Origin of the sequence: Kistimonas scapharcae (assembly GCF_039540975.1) — a bacterium.
Taxonomy (GTDB): Bacteria; Pseudomonadota; Gammaproteobacteria; order Pseudomonadales; family Endozoicomonadaceae; genus Kistimonas; species Kistimonas scapharcae.
This window is the reverse complement of the sequence record NZ_BAABFL010000472.1, coordinates 1-17,552: the sequence shown is the minus strand read 5'-3', so window position 1 is coordinate 17,552 and position 17,552 is coordinate 1. Positions and strand designations below refer to the sequence as shown.

Here is a 17,552-nt window from a genome sequence, read left to right as displayed (position 1 = left end):
TCTCTAATTCCGTTCTGTCATGGAGGAGTAAAAAGACAGGAAAGTGTCGGCGTAAGCCGCCGGGTAGGCATGATGGACATTGTGGCCAGCCTGTTCCTGTATATGTACCGTCATCGTCGGGCAGCGGCTGAACTGTTGCCCAATCGACTGGAATTTTGGGTCACGATCACCACAGATATATAACACCGGAAATGACAGTCGGCATAACGCATCCTGAAAGCAGGCTTGCCGAGATAAACTGGTCATCTCCAGCATATCTGCCAATGCGGAACCGTGGTTATTCAACCGGTGATCCACCATAGTCTGCCGATCAGCCGGTGAAAGATCAGAGAACACGGGCTGCCGATACCAGTCATCTAAAACGACCGCCAGAGGTTCACTGCGAAACCGCTGCGCCCAACAATGATCATGTTTTTGGCGCGCCAACAGCTCCGGCTCATCCGTTAGGCCCGGATGTGCTGATTCCAGTATTAATCCATGTAACCTAATTGCGTCAGGCTGTTCAAGATTACTCCGATAACGGCAGGCATAATGCATTGAAATTCGACCACCCAGTGAATAGCCTGCCAGCCAGAATGCGGGGACTCCGATGCATTTCAGCGTAGTGTCGATCTGAACACAGCAGTCGTCAAACCCCGAACCTGCACTAACAGCCGCACTATCTCCATGCCCGGGCAAATCAATGGAAACACAGAAAAACTGCCGTTTAAGCAGGGAAACGACCGGCGCCCAATCCTCAGCATTCCCCAAAAAACCATGCACAAAGACAAGCGCCGGATTTTGAGGATCACCTGCTGTTCGAAACGCCAGAGTCATCAGAGTTCACTCGCCATAATAAGTGCACGTCGCAACATATCCGTGGCTTCAGCAGGTGGTGTTTTTACCTCAATGATTACAGGTTTGTCAGATGCCTTGGCCTGTTCATAGCACTCAGCAAACGCCTGACATTCAACGGGTGATTCATAGTGGATATCGAACATGGCTGCTGCCTGTTCTGCATTCAGACCGTGGCTGACCTGAAAATAGCGTTTGAACAGATCGCCGTCACGGGAAACCGGCATCATACTAAAAATACTGCCACCATCATTGTTCAGCAGCACAATGGTCACGGGAAGATCGCGCAATAAGGCCAGTGAATTAAGATCATGGAGAAAGGAAAGATCGCCCAATAACAATGTCACCTGTCGACCTGAGGCAGCCACGCCCGACGCCGTAGCGATTAAACCATCAATGCCGCTGGCACCACGATTGGTAAAGATTTCACCATGAAGGCGGGCATCAGACAGGCTATCAATCAATCGGATCGGCATGCTGTTGCCTATGAACAGGCACCCATTTTTACGTTGCTGCTCAACAATATGACGGGAAACCCACATCTCATTGAGTTCTGACGGCAATAGCCTAACCAGCGCTGCACGGCATCGGATGCCATAGTCCATCAGCTGAGCATACCAGTCGCCCGGCTCACGTCGTCCAGGCAACGCTGCTTCTAGAAAACAACAAAGTTCATTGATATTTGCCTGTAAACGCAGACTTTGATTACAGGCCGGATCCAGTCGGCTAACGCCACTATCGACAAAACAATAGTGCTTTCGTCGTCCATTCGCCAACCACTGCGACAGTCGTTTACTGACCAGTCGACCGCCAAACTGCAGTACCGTATCCGCCTGATCAAGCAGTTCACAAACAGTGGGATGGTTCAACAGCAGATCAACGTGGGGTAAGGATAACGAGTGCCCATGCAGGTGAGACTGCACGTCCACCAGCAAAGGCCATCCCAGTTTTTCAGCCAGTCTCGCCACGGCCTGGGCTTCATCAGGTGCCAACTGCCCTGCGACCAATACGCCCTTTGGTGCAAACAAACGATCGATCATTACCTGGGCTTCATCCGGCAATCGCTGACCTGACAGGCAATAGTGTGTCCAGGGACGTTGTGTCTTCATCCAATCCATCACTGGTTCCATATAGGCTGACCAGTCAGGACATTGAGTCCCCGGATACAACGGATCTCGCAAATGCAGGTTGAGATGAACGACGCCCGATGTCCGTGCGCGCGAGATTCCCTGATCCAATGTTGATAACAGCCATTGCGGTGCGATGGCCATATCCGGACAAGGAAGTTGGACCTCAAGGACCGGATACTGACTGAAAATCGCCGTCTGATTTATTGTCTGGTTGGCACCCGTATCCAGTAGTTCAGCCGGTCGATCCGCAGAGAGAATAAGCAATGGAATGCCCGTCATGGCCGCCTCAATAACCGCCGGATATAAATTAGCCACAGCGGTTCCCGAGGTCGTAATAATGACAACCGGTTTCCGGGTAGACTTGGCAATTCCCAGCGCAAAAAACCCGAGACCTCGTTCATCAAAATGCACATGCTTATTCAGTCGGGTGTGTGCGGCTGCGGCATGGGTTAAGGGGGAGTTACGAGATCCTGGTGCGATACAGCAATGCTCTACCCCATTGCGCACCAGCTCTTCCATGATCAACGCACACCAGAGGCTGTTGATATCAGACAAATTACAATTAAAAGCCATTATCCATCCAGTAACGCCAAGGCGGTATTAATCTTGTTATCCAGTTCCTGCCACTCGGTATCCGGCTCTGAGCCGGCAACAATGCCAGCCCCGGAATACAGCGAGAGTTGGCGTCCACGGAGCAGGCCCGAGCGGATAGCCACCGCAAACTCGGTGTCATTCAGCCCCAGACTGCCGAAAACACCGCTGTACCAACCACGACTATGCGGTTCCAGTGTATGAATCAGGTGTCGTGCTTCATGCCAGGGGCTACCACCGACAGCCGGGGTCGGATGCAACGTGGTCAACAGGTCATAATCCGTGATCCCCGGGCGAATCACGCCTCTGAAACGATGAATCAGATGCTGGATATGCCTGAGTTTGATCACCGAAACTTCACGGTCACTTTCGAGACGTTCACAGAGTCCAGCCAACACATCGCGAATATGGTCCAACACCAGCGCGTTCTCATGCCGATTCTTGTCGTCGTTGATCAGCCGATGTTCAAACGCCTGATCTTCTGAAGCATCCATCCCGCGCGTCATGGTACCTGCCAGGGCTTCTGTCCAGAGCAGGCGCGACTGTCGTCTAAACAAACGCTCCGGCGACGTACCAAAAAAACAGTCACCACTCTCCACCTGCAATGCAAATTGGTAGCTGCGGGGGTTTTCACTGTGCCAGCGCTGCAGGAAATCCCACAAATGCAGAGGGTGTTCCAACTTCAGGCGTACTTCCCGGGAGAGCACGGCTTTATGCAACGTCTGTCCGGCAACAGCTGTCAGCACCTGCTCCACGCCATAGCGCCACTGCTGTTGATCCGGCACACAGTAGCGATCAGCAATACCGGGCGCCCGGTAACCGTCAGTGTCCTGTACTACGATCCGGCTCGCCTGCCTTTCCAGCCAGGCAGCCGCTTCATGGCACTTTCTCCGACTCTCTTCACCACCGGGTAAATACAGGTTGCAGGCCATGACAGTTTCGGCGCGCTGCTGTATCAGCTCAAAACGCGGCAGAATAAAGCGACCATAACCAAATGCACGCCACTGCGCTGACATCTGGTCGGTAAAAGCCATACCTCCGTAGAAATGAGCGCCGGGGATCGCCTGTAACACCTCGCGGGATAGTGCAAAGGTTTCGCCCAATGACTCAGCCCCTGCCAGCGTCAGATCGAGCTCTGGGCAGACACCGGCGACACTGCGGTTTCCGCTGCGTTCAGTCCAGTAGAGACGACAGGACGAATCCACCCCATGCAACCATGCCAGCGGTGCAACCGCAGGTAACGGTTGCTCCATACGATACCAGCCCTGTCTTGTCTGGCACTGTCTGAGTTTGTCAGCCAGTATCCGCATTGACTCGTCGTATGGCAGCATGATCCCTCACGGGGCTAATGGAAAAGGGCGCAATTGTAGGCATCATTACAGGGGGTTACCGATCGGTAATTACCGAAAAACACTATAGCTGCTTCCTGCGGGAAACCTGCCACTGTCAACGACGGCAGGCGGCAGGGTGTGGTAGAATCCGGCTTTTATTCTTGGACAGGTAAGCCCCATTACATGGCAACCAACGGTGAATCAGCCGCTCAATGGCTGAGCGAACACGGTGAAACAACACCGGTGGAACGGCTTCAGCAAATCCGTGACAACATTGCAGCCAAGCTCGAAGACAACATACAGGACGAACAGCATATCGGTCTGCTTGAAGCGCTGGATGTGATGGATAGTTACATCATCAGTAAAGAGGCCTTGACCACGGACAACAGCCCGATCGACATCAGACCCGACCTGTCGCCTCTGTGCGACAATCGTGCCGCTACCTCACCCGGTCTGTCAGAAGAAGAGAAAAAAAAGCGGTTCAATGAACTGTTAAAGACAGGAAAACTCCCTCCCGTTATTAGCTGATTACGTTAAGTACGTCAGCAAATGCATCCACACTGCAGCGTAAAGTATTGTGGTTGATGTCATACGTTCATGGCATCAGCCCTGTTCTTTATAGAAAGACTTGATCTAGGTATTTTTATCACACAAATCACTACATATACCTACAATTAGTCAGCACAGTGTGATCCGATGGAGGCAACCATGATCCGGTTGTATTACCTCACCCACTCTCTGGCACAAGCCAAGCGCGTAACAGACGACATGCACGCGGAAGGTATCAGTAACTGGCATGTGCATATTATCTGCAAAGATCAAAACAGCCTGACGCATCATCATCTGAATGAAGCTAACCTGCTGGAAGAGCGTGATATTATCCACTCCGGCGAACAAGGGGCGCTGATTGGCGGTACAAGCGGCCTGCTGGTTTCAACGGTTGCCGGCACGCTGGAGTTACTGCCCTTTACCTTTGCCCTGCCCCAGGTGGCATTACTGACAATTTTCTGTAGTTTGTTTGGCGCATGGTCCGGTGGGCTGGCCGGCATGGCAAAGCAAAATTACCGCCTGACACCGTTTAAACAACCCCTCGACCAAGGTGGCTGCCTGATTATGGTTGACCTGCACCCATTCCAGGTACACAAGATCAAACAACACGTGTTTCGCCATTACCCGGATTTACTGCTCGCAGGCAGCAGCTCATCCATCACGAACCCTTTCAGTAATCGCGTGCCTTTGCACCCAGCATGATCATTGAGAGCACAACCATGTTCCTGTCCTTAAAAAACAACGGCAAACTGGTCTCCATACTCAAGCCTGAGGAACTCTTTAACCCCTGCGAACCCAACGTGACAGGTTGCATTCAGTGGGGTGAAGATCCCGCCGAGCCAGAGCAGTTCCGGAAAAACAACCTTCGTTTTCTGTCCGGCGAAAGCCTGCCCCGCTGTTGGCTCAACGACCATTACCGTGATGCCGAAGTTCATAAACGCGCACCACAATCCATCCCGGATTACAGGTAATGCAGAAAACGCAGAACGAAAATGCCCACGCTGACCGTCACCATTGACATCAGCGTGGTCAGCACCACGATACTCGCTGCCAGCTGGGCATTCCCCCCCATACTGCGGGCCATAACATAACTCGCGACCGCCGTAGGGCTGGCAGACAAGAGGAAAACGACCCCTAACAGTGTCCCGCGATAACCAAGCCAAACAGTGCCCATAACCATCAATCCAGGCAAAACCAGCACTTTCGCCACCGTTGCCCACAATGACAGGCAACTGGCTTCCCGTAAGGCCTTGAGGCTCAGGGTGCCCCCGATACACAACAACGCCAGTGGCAGAGTAATAGAACTGAAATATTCCCCAACCCGAACCAGGACTGAAGGTAGTGGAAGTGCCAGGCGGTTGATCACCAGCCCAACAGCAATGGCAACAATCAACGGGTTGCCAAACAGATTCCTCGCCAACCTCGCCCATTGCAGGGATGGCTCATCGTCATGTCCACGCTGAGCCCCTACCAGCACCAGCACTGACAGTACATTGTAAAGCGGCACCAGAAACGCCATCAGCAAAGACGCGATGGATACCCCTTCCTGACCATACATATTGGCAACCAGTGCCAGACCGGTAATCGCCAGATTGCCCCGGAAGGCCCCCTGAACAAATACCCCTCGATCCAGCGCCGCCGGGGCAATCCGACCGGACAAGAACCACAAGACACCGACGGAAGCCACCGTCATGACGACGGTGAATAGGATCAGCGGTCGGTCCAGTGCCAAACCCAGGTCCATGCGCGCCGTCCCGAGGAACAAAACGGCGGGGAGGCCAAAATTCACCACTAATCGGGAAGCGGTATCCATGAAAGGGTCATCAATGACCTGGAACCGGCTCAAAACCAACCCCAGGAACATCATGACAAAAATCGGCAGGGTGACACCCGCCGTGAAATTCAGTGCCTCCAGAACCATTCATCGCCCCTGACAACGCTATGTCCAGTCCGGACACACAATATCGACCTACAAACCCCATGTGTCGCTGGCAATATACCTCACCACGACACCGAATAGCCTACGACAATACAAGGAAAAAATATTTGATCCAGAGCGTTTCAGGAACTCAAGCTACGGGTTCGCAGACCGATATGTCTTCAATCGGAATTTTCGAGCAGCAAGCTTATGCGATGAGTCATGGCGGTTAGTAATATGCAGATGCCTGACGATGAATAAATAATCTTGCCCCGACGCCCCGTATTCCGACCCTTTTCATCAATACTGAATACCAATGGATCTGAAATGCACAAGGAACAGGACGTGACCCGCAAGCACTGGCGCCGGCTGAACAGACTGGAGAAGCGAATCGGTGATATCGCGCTATGGATTTTCATTGCCACAGCCTTTTATCTTCCTTTTCATATGCTGCAGCAGTAATCAGCCTGAGCATCCCGGGCACGCCCAGGGATGCTCCTCTCTTTAAAACGTTTTCAACGCATCCTCAATAATGGACAGACTCTGGCTGACCTGGGCGTCATTGATGACCAGTGGCGGCGACAGGCGGATAGTGTCGCGGTGGGTAGGTTTGGCCAGCAGACCATTTTCTGCCAGCTTGAGACAGACATCCCAGGCTTCAGCACCATTCAGCGGTTCAATGTCGATAGCATTCAGCAACCCCTTGCCCCTTACGCGCCTCAGCATCGGATGCCGAATCTGCGCCAGACCATCCCTGAAGACCTGACCCAGACGATCCGCATTGTCAGCCAGCTTTTCATCAAGCACCACCTCCATGGCGGCGGTGGCCACACGGCAGCCAAGCGGATTGCCACCATAGGTCGAACCATGCTGTCCCGGCTGGATACAGAGCATCACCTCATCACTGGCCAGCACCGCAGAAACAGGCAATACACCGCCGGAAAGCGCCTTGCCCAGAATGAGCACATCAGGACGTACCTGTTCATGATCCACAGCCAGTAACCGACCAGTTCGGGCAATGCCTGTCTGGATTTCATCCCCAATAAACAGGACACCGTATTGATCACATAAGGCTCGAACCTGCTGCAAGTAGCCGTCATCCGGTACAATCACACCGGCTTCACCCTGGATCGGCTCAACCAAAAAACCCGTAACATGGGGCTGACTCAGGGCCTGCTCGAGACTGGCCACATCATTATAAGGAATGGAAATAAATCCTGGTGTATAGGGACCATATTCATTCCGGGCATCAGGATCATTGGAGAAAGAGATAATGGTCGTCGTCCGGCCGTGGAAATTCCCATCACAAACTACGATGGTGGCTTTTTCCGGGGGGATTCCCTTGTTCTGATAGCCCCACTTTCGGCAGAGCTTTATGGCGGTTTCAACCGCTTCAGCCCCGGTATTCATTGGTAGCATACGCTCATAGCCAAACGTCTGGCAGAGATAGGCTTCGAACGGCCCCAATTCGCTGCTATAAAAAGCCCTGGACGTCAAGGTCAGCGCAGATGCCTGATCAACCAGCGCCTTTATAATCCTCGGGTGACAATGCCCCTGATTAACGGCGGAATAAGCGGAGAGAAAATCAAAATAAACCTTGCCGTCAACATCCCACACCTCTATTCCTTGGCCTTTTGCCAGCACCACGGGCAAGGGGTGGTAATTGTGGGCACCATGTTCAGCTTCCAGCTGCATGATGGCATCTGCGGATAATCCCTTCACCAAAGTCCCCCTCTCCGTCCTGTTACAGTGTCACTTAGAACGCCATGCTAACCACTTGCCCTCTCTAGGAGAGTAATGGCATTTATCATGAAGCGCCAAATTCAGGAAGGCAGGCCGACTTAGCCAGATTCGATATCAGCGCTACCAAAATCCACCAACGGATGTCTTGACAGGCACCCGTCCAGCAGGCTGACCGCCACAATAGCGATTGATGAAAAGGCAAAGCCCGGTATTATTTCGTAAAGATCGAACCATCCCCCCGTCAACTGCTTCCAGATAACGACGGTAATCCCCCCCACCAAAATACCGGCCAAAGCGCCATTACGCGTCATTCGCTTCCAGAACAGACTGATCAACAGAGCAGGACCAAATGCAGCACCAAACCCGGCCCAGGCGTAGGAAACCAGCCCCAGGACATTGCTGTCAGGATTCATTGCCAGCAAACAGGCTATGATTGATATCACAACGACCGAAACCCGCCCTACCTGCAAAATTTCCTGCTGAGTTGCCTCACTGCGGAAGATGTCATGATAAAGATCCTCAGCAAACGCTGTCGAACAGACCAGTAGCTGCGAGTCTGCCGTACTCATAATTGCCGCCAGGATTGCCGCCAACAGGATACCGGCCACCAGCGGATTAAACAGGCTGCTGACCAGCAGCATAAAGATCTGTTCCGGGTCTTCCAGAATAATCCCGGGGTGTGCATCGACATAGACCATGCCAGCCAAACCGACCAAGAAAGCACCGAGAATACAAAACCCCGTCCATGTCACCGCGATTCGTCTCGCTGCCGGCATATCATCCACCGACTTAACCGCCTTGAAACGTGCCAGAATATGCGGTTGCCCAAAGTATCCCAACCCCCATCCCAACAAGGACAGAATGGTGATCGAACTGAGTGGATTACCATACACATCCGTCATGATATTCAGTAATTCGGGGTTTTTCATCTGCATGGTCGTGACGACATGCCCAATGCCTCCACTGAAATCCAAGGCAACCAGCGGCACAATGACCAGTGCGGCTGACATTAACAATCCCTGAACCAGATCCGTCCAGCAGACCGCCAAAAAACCACCAAACAAGGTATAGGAGATGACACTGACGGCACCCAGTATCACCGCCCACCGATAATCCAGCCCAAAGGCTGTCTCAAACAGTTTGCCTCCGGCAACCAGGCCTGAGCTGGTATAGAAAAGGAAAAAGAGCAAGATAAACATCGCAGAAAGGCGTTGTAGCACTTTGCTGCGATCATTGAATCGATTGGAGAAATATTCCGATAAGGTCAGGGAATCACCCAGCGCTTTGCTATAGATTCTGAGGCGTTTCGCCACAAGCATCCAGTTCAGCCAGGTACCCAGTAACAATCCTGCGCCCAGCCAAAACGCCTCTAAGCCGGCCATAAAGGCATAACCCGGCAATCCCAGTAGTAACCAGCCGCTCATATCCGAGGCACCGGCACTCAGGGCAGCTGTCCACGGCCCGAGTGAACGTCCTCCAAGAAAGTAGTCTGAGGACGTGGCAGTGCGTCGATAAGCTTCATAGCCTATTCCCAGCATAACGATGAAATAGGCTACGAATGTGATAGTTACGGTGGTATTTCCCTGCATCAATCAAACTCCTTTAGAAACTTTGACAGTCAATCAGCACAATAGTTTCAGTACTGAACTAATGACAGAACAATGTAGCCACAGTTTGTTATACAGGTGCGATAATTACGGAAAATACTGACAAATTTTCTCATTATATGGAAATAAAACAACATTTTGCTTAGCAACTGCTAATTTATTTGAACTCAATACAAAATAGGTTTGAGAAAACTATAACGTACTGTTAATTCAACCTATTTGCGATTAGGAGTATAGAGATGTCCACAAAAAATCAATATATATCAGCATTACTCAGTATTCTGTCACACCGCACATTTCTGCTGATTATCTGTTTACAGGGTTACGCGCTGACAGCATCTAGTGACGTAAAACTTGAGTTACGCAGCAAAGCATTTGTCGTATCGCCAGAGTCACTTCCTACGCGAATCAGCCATGCAGTAACACTGACAGAAGTCAAGCCTGGTCTACTCATGGCGGCTTGGTATGGTGGCAACCAACAAGGGAGTGGAGACGTTCGGATCTGGGGTGCTCACTATGAAAATGGCCAGTGGCAAGAACCGGTACAATTAACCTATAACGCACCTAACCACTTGCCTGATCCACATTGGGACCCTGTACTTTTTAATGATGACTCCCTTCTACGCCTTCATTACAAGGTCGGACATTCACCACGAGAATGGCAAGGATTTCATATTTCATCCTCTGACGACGGACAGACATGGTCCTCGGCAAAACCTGAGCCAGAGGGATTTTGGGGTCCTATAAGAAATACACCAATCAAACTGTCAGATAACAACGTGCTCTATCCATCGAGCACCGAATTTCACGGATGGCAAATACACTTCGAACTAGAAACCAATAAAAAACGGCTATACATCCCTGTTGAGGATCCTCATATGCTAGGAGCCATACAACCCGCATTACTTACACACCCAGATGGGCAATTACAGGCATTATGCCGAACCCACTCCGGCGTTATTGCGGAAACATGGTCTCATGACAATGGCCTGAACTGGTCACCACTCCAAACTACGCAGCTCCCAAACCCCAGCTCAGCCATTAGCGCTATTACACTCCGTAATGGTATTCATCTGCTGGTATACAACCCAGTGCCTGCTGGACGCACCCCTCTTGTTATTGCACTTAGCAATGATGGCAAACAATGGCGTCAAGCGATGATATTGGAAGATACTGACGGGGAGTATTCCTACCCCTCAATTATTGAAGGCAGTGACAACACAATACACATCGCTTATACATGGCAGCGCAGAGCAATTCGTCATGTTCAGCTCAAAATTAAAGATAGAGTAATGATTGAATAAGCAATTGAGCAAACCTTATAAGCAACATTGTACTTGCGATAGCGGCACAAGGACTGTGCTAATATTCCAATAATAAATAATAGATTGATCCAATAAATATTATGCAAACAACGCCCACCTTTTCACAACAACAATTATTCCCAGCTATCTTTGGCGATTACTTGTTTGTTTATTTCATTCCGCTCATTGCCATTACTTGCGGTTTCTACGCATATTTTGTTCCCGAGCGGTTTGAATGGATATTAATTGCTGACCTTTGGCTTCTTGGGTACCACCATGTCATTTCAACGTTTACACGAATAGGCTTCGATAAAAAAAGCGCCAGAGAACACTGGTTTTTCTTAGTACCTTTACCTTTGATGATCATTACAGTTGTTTGCCTGATCTATTCATTCACGAACGCGGCATTGATCGGCAGTGTTTACCTCTATTGGCAGTGGTACCACTACTCCCGTCAGAGCGAAGGCGTGGCGAAATCCTACGGAATGAAAGGCCAGTGCAAAGTATTCGCAACAAATTCCGGGCAACGTATTGCATTTTACCTAGTGCCTCTTACCACATTTGTTTACATGATCAGCGCAGGACATAGCCACTTCCTGGGTATCCCCATATGGACAATTATCTTTCCAGACAGCGTCCGCCTAGCATTACTGGCCATCTGTTTTGGCGCAATTATTTACTGGATGATTAACGGCACCCGAGCATTACTGAGGAAAGAAATAACGCCGTTTTACTTCGGTTATGTGCTGACCCACTTTGTTATTTACACCGTTTCTTACGTCGTGATTAATGACATTAACTGCAGCTGGCTCACCATAAATATCTGGCATAACGCGCAATATATTGGATTTGTCTGGCTATTTAACCGCAAGCGTTATGCAGCTGGCATTGAAAAAGATCACCATGCAATTTCTTTCTTAAGCCAACCAGGTCGACTTCTGATCTACCTGGGAACCTGCCTCACTCTCTCCACGGTAGTATACTTCAACTTGGAAACCATTGTTACGGCAACAACGCTGAGTACTGGGCTGCCTCTGGCTCTGCTGATATACGCAACCATCAATTTCCATCATTATATCGTGGATTCACAAATCTGGAAACTGAGAAAACCGTCTATTCAGAAAAACTTACTGGAAACGCAGGGGTAACGGCGTCTGAACAGACGGCTTACCCCTTTTTTACAACGTTGAAGACTCTATTTTTTTAGCCACCGGCTCCCAATGACAAAAGGGTGGCGTTCCCTCCAACGGCAGTTGTATTAATCGAACGGGTACGTTCCGTCGCAAATCGAAGCAGATAATGGGGACCACCTGCTTTAGGCCCCGTCCCCGACAACCCCTGCCCGCCAAATGGCTGCACACCGACAACAGCGCCTATCTGGTTGCGGTTAATATAAACATTCCCCGCCCTGACACGACGGTCAATATAAGCCGCTGTCGCTTCATTACGCGTATGAATACCCAGCGTCAGCCCAAAGCCTGTTTCATTAATCTCATCAATCACCCGATCCAGCTCACTCGCAGCATAGCGGATTACATGAAGCACCGGACCAAAATGCTCTTTTTCGAGTTCCTTGATCGACTGTATTTCAAAAGCCACCGGAGCCAGAAAACAGCCGTGGTGACAATCCGCAGCCAGTGGTGTTTCAGCCAGCAAGACCGCCGATGCCTTCATATTGTTAACATGCGCCTGTAGTTGGTCTCGCGCTTCAGCATCAATAACTGGACCAATATCCGTTTCATGCAGCACCGGGTTACCAACAGCCAACTCAGCCATTGCCCCTTTCAACAGGTCGATCATTCGGTCTGCCACATCCTGTTGCAGGTATAACACCCGAAGAGCGGAGCAGCGCTGTCCGGCACTGGTAAAGGCAGAATGGACGACATCAATCACCACCTGTTCCGGTAGTGCGGTAGAGTCTACGATCATTGCATTCTGGCCACCCGTTTCAGCGACCAGGGTCGGAATCGCCCCCTCTCTGGCAGCCAGTGTTCGGTTAATCTGTTTCGCTGTATCCGTCGAACCGGTGAAAGCCACGCCAGCAATCCGCTCATCCGCTACCAGTGCAGCACCCACGGTGTAGCCATCACCTGGCAGGAACTGTATAACATCCTCAGGTACGCCAGCCTCCAGCATTAACTGTACCGTTCGCCAGGCAACCAGACCTGTCTGCTCTGCGGGTTTGGCGATCACCGTATTACCAGCCACCAGGGCTGCGGTAATCTGTCCTAAAAATATCGCCAGCGGAAAATTCCAAGGGCTGATGCAGGCAAACACACCTCGACCCGTCAGATAGAGTTCATCCAGTTCACCGGTCGGGCCAGTCATGACTCTGACAGTAAAATGTTCTCTTGCCTGCAGCGCATAGTAACGGCAGAAATCAACCGCCTCACGAATTTCGTCAATACTGTCCTGTATGGTCTTCCCAGCTTCACGATGGCACAGAGCGACCAATTCCTGTTGATTGGACTCCAGTAAATCCGCCAGTCGTTCTAGGTAGATTGCCCGTTCATCGACGGGCCTATTGCTCCAGGCCGGAAAAGCACTGGCCGCGATCTCAATCGCCTGTTGGACATTTTGTGTATCCGCCCAATAAATCTCACCCACTTTTTCCTGCAACTGATAAGGAGAATGTACCGCATGGCAATGACCACTCATGACCCGTTGACCATTGATGATGGGGCTCCCCGAATACACTGTCTGTAAATAGTCGGTGACGCCTGCATGAAATGGCTGCCACTGGGATTCAATGTTAATGTTGATGCCTGCCGAATTAAGGCGGGAATCTCCAAAAATGTACGGTGGAAGTGGAATACGCTCATTAGCTAATGATGCATAACCACGCAACACAGTGACGGGATGCTTGACCAGATCCGCAACAGGCGTTTTGGCATCCACCAATCGATGCACAAACGATGTATTGGCGCCATTTTCCAGCAAGCGCCTGACCAGATAAGGCAAAAGGTTTTGATGACTACCAACCGGCGCATAAATCCTGACAGTCACCGATTCCTGCTCCATCAAGGTGTTGTAGAGTGCATCCCCCATACCATGGAGGCGCTGAAACTCAAACTGCCGGTGGGTGGCCATGGTTAAAATACTTGCGACAGTATGGGCGTTATGGGTAGCAAACTGCGGGTACAGCAACCCTGAAACGGTATCGTTTAAAAGAAAACGGGCACAGGCAAGGTAAGAGACATCAGTCGCCTCCTTGCGTGTATACACTGGATAGTTTGATAGCCCCAACTGTTGCGCCAGCTTGATTTCAGTGTCCCAGTAAGCCCCTTTCACCAGCCGGACAGGAATGCAGTCACCAACGTCACGGGCTAATGCCGCCAGCCAGGAGAGAACCGGGAGCGCTCGCTTGGAGTACGCCTGAACAACCAGCCCAAATTGATTCCATCCTGCCAGGGACGGATGACGATACAGTTTTTCAAACAGATTCAGTGATAATTCCAGACGATCCGCTTCTTCAGCATCTATGGTTATCCCCACATTGCTCGCACGGGCTTTGTGAAGCAATGCCAGCAACGCATCAAAAAGCTCGGTCATTACCCGCTTATCCTGGGACACTTCATAGCGGGGATGTAATGCCGAAAGCTTGATGGAGATCGTAGGTGCAGGCACATTGCCATCGCTATTCTGGCTGTTACTGATGGTTTCTATTGCCTTGGCGTAGGCATCATAATAAAGACGGGCATCGTTGGCGGTTAGTGCGGCTTCACCCAACATATCAAAGGAATAGGTATAGCCTTTTTCCTGATACTCCCGGGCATGCTTCAGGGCTTCCTGAATGGTACGCCCCAATACAAAATGCTTGCCCATTATTTTCATGGCCTGGTGCATGGCCTTCCGGATGACAGGCTCTCCCAGGCGGTTAACCAAGCGATTGATTACGCCAGCAGGTGATCCATCCACAGAGGCATCCATCGTCACAACCTTACCGGTCAGCATCAGCCCCCAGGTTGAGGCATTGACCAGTAGGGACTCACTCTTTCGCAGGTACTGCTCCCAATCTGCCACACTCAGTTTATCGCGAATCAGGGCATCGGCAGTCTGAGCATCCGGTACGCGCATCAGGGCCTCTGCAAGGCACATCAGCAAAATACCCTCCCGGGTATCAAGGCTGTACTGAAGCAACAGTGCATCAATCATCAGTATGGCGTCATCACGACTCCGCACCTGCTCGATCAAGCGGGCTGCACGGACAGATACCGCAGACATTTCCTCTGAAGACGGCTCCGCCAATGCCATCAGATGTGAAAGCCACTCGGATTCATCCAGTCCATAACAACCGGATATCATCGCTTTCAATGCATCTGAGTCTTGCTGGAGAAATTCTGGCGTAAGGACGTCTTCTGTTTGGTACATACTGTTTCTTACCCCGGGTCAGTGAGTCTACTCTGGCTCCTGCTGCAACGCAGAACCAGCCCTTATCTATGATGGTTATATATTCAACCGCCTAATTATTCTAGAAAACTCTTACAGATTGTGCTGTACAAGTTCGGTTTAGCTATACCTGCTCTATGTACAGGTTCTGTTCAATAACCTCATTGTCCATTAAGCTAACCAAAAATTACCTATCCAATGTATATAATTGGACAGTCATATCCATACGTTGGTTCTGATAAGAAGAATAAAAAATAGCAATGAAAGCGTCGATTAACATTCTGTTTCTGTGCCAATTTCTCAGCATTTCGCCATCACTGATCGCATGGCAACTGGTCAGGGAGCAAGAAGGTATCTCTGTTTATACGAGATATGTTGAAAAATCCCCCCTCAAGGCATTCAAGGCCGTCACCACGATCGACAGCACACTGACGGCACTCGTGGCATTATTAGAAGATACCAAGGCAGGGCCAGACTGGTTATACAGCTGCCTTTCACTGAAACGGATTCACAGCGATTCGCCGACTCAAGTGTACAACTACACCATTAATGATCTTCCCTGGCCAGTCAAAGACCGGGATGCCATCATTTACAGTGAACTGGAACAGGATCCACAAACGAAGACCGTGCGAATTACCATGAAGGGACTCCCCCATTACCTCCCTGATAAAAATGATTATGTTCGTGTTCCTTACCTGACCGGTGAATGGACCATTGTTCCCATTAAAAACCACACAATGGAAATAAGTTATACCGCACACATTGAACCCGGCGGAAAAATCCCTGACTGGCTGGTTAACACCCTGTTGGTAGATACTCCCCTCAAAACCTTTATACAAATGAAAAAGTTATTACCACAGGAAAAATACCAGCTGGCCACACGCGCTTATATCAAGTCCCCCTGAGCCTATGCAAACGACTGCCGGGGAACCTTATCCCCGGCAACAATGAATAAGAATGGCGTCGATAATTGTTTAACGATTCACCATTTCGATTTCAACCCGTCTGTTTTTCATACGCCCCTCAAGTGTGGCGTTGTCAGCAATAGGGTCTTTCGGCCCCATCCCAAGCGTACTCAAACGCTCACTCTTAACCCCCTGCCGAACCAGATAGTTCATCACGGAATCAGCACGCTGTTTGGAAAGCCAGACATTGTACGTCGCATTACCCGTTGAATCGGTATAGCCAACCAATTGATAGTGAGTATTCGGGTATTTTTTCAGGTAAGCCGCTTCCTTATCAAGAATTGTTTTTGCCTGGTCAGTCAAGTCACTGGAATTAAACTTGAAGGTCACATCATGGAGCACACGCTCTGGCGGCACAGGGCAGCCATACTCATCGACAGGAACACCGGGAGGTGTATTCAGGCAACGATCATGCTTGTCCATCACACCATCTTTATCAGCGTCCTTATCAACAACCATCGGACAGCCATACTGATCAACCGGGACACCTGCCGGTGTGTTCTTACAGCGATCACGGGTGTCAGCAACACCGTCTCGATCATAATCAGTCACCTTAGGCTCTTCATTACCACTTAACGCACAGATAAGGCCACCTATCAGGGCACCCCCAACTGCGCCCCACGTAGCGGCTTCCTTATCTGACATCGCGCCACCGGCACCGCCCACTGTGGCGCCCGCAAGAGCACATTGCCACCATGACTGTTTTGTTGATGTTGTCGAGCAGCCGGCAATACTGGCGGCAAGGAGTACTAGCGCCATACGGCCGCTTATAGACTTCAATCTCATAGCTTACTCCGCCTGTTTAGGATTTCAGCATGAGCAAGTGTAGGCAGTGATAGTAAAAGTGTCGTATGAATCGGAGGGAAATACATGGCCTTACGGTAAGAAGGAGACTTAACCGGCGGCAAGATATGCAGCTTTTAGATGAATGATTAATGTTTGTTGGCAATAAAAAAAGCCCTGAAGATATCTTCAGGGCTTTTATCTGGAGCTCTTGGGCGGATTTGAACCGCCGACCTCACCCTTACCAAGGGTGTGCTCTACCAACTGAGCTACAAGAGCGCTTTTTGCATTGATTAACTCATGAAGAGTTAATCGAAATTAAAGTCTGGCGATGACCTACTCTCACATGGGGAGACCCCACACTACCATCGGCGATGTATCGTTTCACTGCTGAGTTCGGGATGGGAT

General features: G+C 50.5%; 15 protein-coding genes, 1 tRNA gene and 1 rRNA gene. 7 read left to right on the top strand and 10 right to left on the bottom strand.

Features of this window, described 5'->3' with window-relative positions; genetic code table 11:
* Positions 1–3 precede the first annotated feature (3 nt).
* Genes menH through ABD892_RS23855 form a run of 3 tightly spaced genes read right to left on the bottom strand, consistent with a single transcriptional unit; the run spans position 4 to position 3,886 of the window.
* A complete protein-coding gene (gene menH / locus ABD892_RS23865) occupies positions 4–816 on the bottom strand; it encodes a 2-succinyl-6-hydroxy-2,4-cyclohexadiene-1-carboxylate synthase (RefSeq protein WP_345198761.1) in 813 nt (270 codons plus the stop codon).
* Positions 816–2,537: a 2-succinyl-5-enolpyruvyl-6-hydroxy-3-cyclohexene-1-carboxylic-acid synthase gene (gene menD, locus ABD892_RS23860; protein WP_345198760.1), complete on the bottom strand. Its 1,722-nt coding sequence runs from the start codon at positions 2,535–2,537 to the stop codon at positions 816–818. The genes menH and menD overlap by 1 nt, the downstream gene beginning before the upstream one ends.
* Positions 2,537–3,886 (bottom strand): isochorismate synthase, encoded by a 1,350-nt coding sequence (locus ABD892_RS23855; protein ID WP_345198759.1) that lies wholly within the window; start codon positions 3,884–3,886, stop codon positions 2,537–2,539. The genes menD and ABD892_RS23855 overlap by 1 nt, the downstream gene beginning before the upstream one ends.
* Positions 3,887–4,069: 183 nt before the next feature.
* Here ABD892_RS23855 and ABD892_RS23850 point away from each other — a divergent pair, with 183 nt between their 5' ends.
* From ABD892_RS23850 to ABD892_RS23840, 3 genes are all read left to right on the top strand, one after another.
* Positions 4,070–4,414 (top strand): hypothetical protein, encoded by a 345-nt coding sequence (locus ABD892_RS23850; RefSeq protein ID WP_345198758.1) that lies wholly within the window; start codon positions 4,070–4,072, stop codon positions 4,412–4,414.
* A gap of 180 nt (positions 4,415–4,594) precedes the next feature.
* The gene (locus ABD892_RS23845; protein ID WP_345198757.1) at positions 4,595–5,137 is read left to right on the top strand and encodes a hypothetical protein; all 543 of its coding nucleotides are present in this window, start codon (positions 4,595–4,597) and stop codon (positions 5,135–5,137) included.
* A 17-nt stretch (positions 5,138–5,154) separates the two neighbouring features.
* Positions 5,155–5,406 carry an acetyltransferase gene (locus ABD892_RS23840; RefSeq protein ID WP_211829083.1) on the top strand — a complete coding sequence of 84 codons (252 nt, stop codon included), beginning with the start codon at positions 5,155–5,157 and terminating at the stop codon, positions 5,404–5,406.
* Here ABD892_RS23840 and ABD892_RS23835 read toward each other — a convergent pair.
* Positions 5,397–6,356 (bottom strand): AEC family transporter, encoded by a 960-nt coding sequence (locus ABD892_RS23835; RefSeq protein WP_345198756.1) that lies wholly within the window; start codon positions 6,354–6,356, stop codon positions 5,397–5,399. The genes ABD892_RS23840 and ABD892_RS23835 overlap by 10 nt on opposite strands.
* Before the next feature lie 324 nt (positions 6,357–6,680).
* On the opposite strand from ABD892_RS23835, the gene ABD892_RS23830 reads away from it, so the two are divergent.
* The gene (locus tag ABD892_RS23830) at positions 6,681–6,815 is read left to right on the top strand and encodes a hypothetical protein (RefSeq protein WP_345198755.1); all 135 of its coding nucleotides are present in this window, start codon (positions 6,681–6,683) and stop codon (positions 6,813–6,815) included.
* 42 nt (positions 6,816–6,857) lie between these two features.
* On the opposite strand, the gene rocD is transcribed toward ABD892_RS23830, so the two are convergent.
* Positions 6,858–8,075 carry an ornithine--oxo-acid transaminase gene (gene rocD / locus ABD892_RS23825; RefSeq protein ID WP_345198754.1) on the bottom strand — a complete coding sequence of 406 codons (1,218 nt, stop codon included), beginning with the start codon at positions 8,073–8,075 and terminating at the stop codon, positions 6,858–6,860.
* A 119-nt stretch (positions 8,076–8,194) separates the two neighbouring features.
* Entirely contained in the window at positions 8,195–9,688 is a 1,494-nt protein-coding gene (gene putP / locus ABD892_RS23820; protein ID WP_425559344.1) for a sodium/proline symporter PutP, read from the bottom strand.
* Between the two features lie 254 nt (positions 9,689–9,942).
* Between putP and ABD892_RS23815 the strand changes: the two genes are divergently transcribed.
* Together ABD892_RS23815 and ABD892_RS23810 are read left to right on the top strand one after the other, a co-directional pair.
* Positions 9,943–11,007 (top strand): sialidase family protein, encoded by a 1,065-nt coding sequence (locus ABD892_RS23815; RefSeq protein ID WP_345198752.1) that lies wholly within the window; start codon positions 9,943–9,945, stop codon positions 11,005–11,007.
* Positions 11,008–11,108: 101 nt separating this feature from the next.
* Positions 11,109–12,155, top strand: coding sequence for a hypothetical protein (locus ABD892_RS23810; RefSeq protein ID WP_345198751.1), 1,047 nt, complete (start codon positions 11,109–11,111; stop codon positions 12,153–12,155).
* Between the two features lie 55 nt (positions 12,156–12,210).
* On the opposite strand, the gene putA is transcribed toward ABD892_RS23810, so the two are convergent.
* A complete protein-coding gene (gene putA / locus ABD892_RS23805) occupies positions 12,211–15,378 on the bottom strand; it encodes a bifunctional proline dehydrogenase/L-glutamate gamma-semialdehyde dehydrogenase PutA (protein WP_345198749.1) in 3,168 nt (1,055 codons plus the stop codon).
* A gap of 278 nt (positions 15,379–15,656) precedes the next feature.
* Here putA and ABD892_RS23800 point away from each other — a divergent pair, with 278 nt between their 5' ends.
* Positions 15,657–16,301: an START domain-containing protein gene (locus ABD892_RS23800; protein ID WP_345198748.1), complete on the top strand. Its 645-nt coding sequence runs from the start codon at positions 15,657–15,659 to the stop codon at positions 16,299–16,301.
* 69 nt (positions 16,302–16,370) lie between these two features.
* On the opposite strand, the gene ABD892_RS23795 is transcribed toward ABD892_RS23800, so the two are convergent.
* From ABD892_RS23795 to rrf, 3 genes are all read right to left on the bottom strand, one after another.
* Positions 16,371–17,147 carry an OmpA family protein gene (locus ABD892_RS23795; RefSeq protein WP_345198747.1) on the bottom strand — a complete coding sequence of 259 codons (777 nt, stop codon included), beginning with the start codon at positions 17,145–17,147 and terminating at the stop codon, positions 16,371–16,373.
* Between the two features lie 200 nt (positions 17,148–17,347).
* Positions 17,348–17,423: transfer RNA gene (locus tag ABD892_RS23790), tRNA-Thr, on the bottom strand.
* 44 nt (positions 17,424–17,467) lie between these two features.
* A 5S ribosomal RNA gene (rrf, locus tag ABD892_RS23785) occupies positions 17,468–17,552 on the bottom strand; the annotation flags it as partial.

Bases quoted from the DNA above. Each gene is read 5' to 3' on its own strand.
- menH (WP_345198761.1), bottom strand. From the start codon at position 816: ATGACTCTGGCGTTTCGAACAGCAGGTGATCCTCAAAATCCGGCGCTT.
- menD (WP_345198760.1), bottom strand. From the start codon at position 2,537: ATGGCTTTTAATTGTAATTTGTCTGATATCAACAGCCTCTGGTGTGCG.
- ABD892_RS23855 (WP_345198759.1), bottom strand. From the start codon at position 3,886: ATGCTGCCATACGACGAGTCAATGCGGATACTGGCTGACAAACTCAGA.
- ABD892_RS23850 (WP_345198758.1), top strand. From the start codon at position 4,070: ATGGCAACCAACGGTGAATCAGCCGCTCAATGGCTGAGCGAACACGGT.
- ABD892_RS23845 (WP_345198757.1), top strand. From the start codon at position 4,595: ATGATCCGGTTGTATTACCTCACCCACTCTCTGGCACAAGCCAAGCGC.
- ABD892_RS23840 (WP_211829083.1), top strand. From the start codon at position 5,155: ATGTTCCTGTCCTTAAAAAACAACGGCAAACTGGTCTCCATACTCAAG.
- ABD892_RS23835 (WP_345198756.1), bottom strand. From the start codon at position 6,356: ATGGTTCTGGAGGCACTGAATTTCACGGCGGGTGTCACCCTGCCGATT.
- ABD892_RS23830 (WP_345198755.1), top strand. From the start codon at position 6,681: ATGCACAAGGAACAGGACGTGACCCGCAAGCACTGGCGCCGGCTGAAC.
- ABD892_RS23815 (WP_345198752.1), top strand. From the start codon at position 9,943: ATGTCCACAAAAAATCAATATATATCAGCATTACTCAGTATTCTGTCA.
- ABD892_RS23810 (WP_345198751.1), top strand. From the start codon at position 11,109: ATGCAAACAACGCCCACCTTTTCACAACAACAATTATTCCCAGCTATC.
- putA (WP_345198749.1), bottom strand. From the start codon at position 15,378: ATGTACCAAACAGAAGACGTCCTTACGCCAGAATTTCTCCAGCAAGAC.
- ABD892_RS23800 (WP_345198748.1), top strand. From the start codon at position 15,657: ATGAAAGCGTCGATTAACATTCTGTTTCTGTGCCAATTTCTCAGCATT.
- ABD892_RS23795 (WP_345198747.1), bottom strand. From the start codon at position 17,147: ATGAGATTGAAGTCTATAAGCGGCCGTATGGCGCTAGTACTCCTTGCC.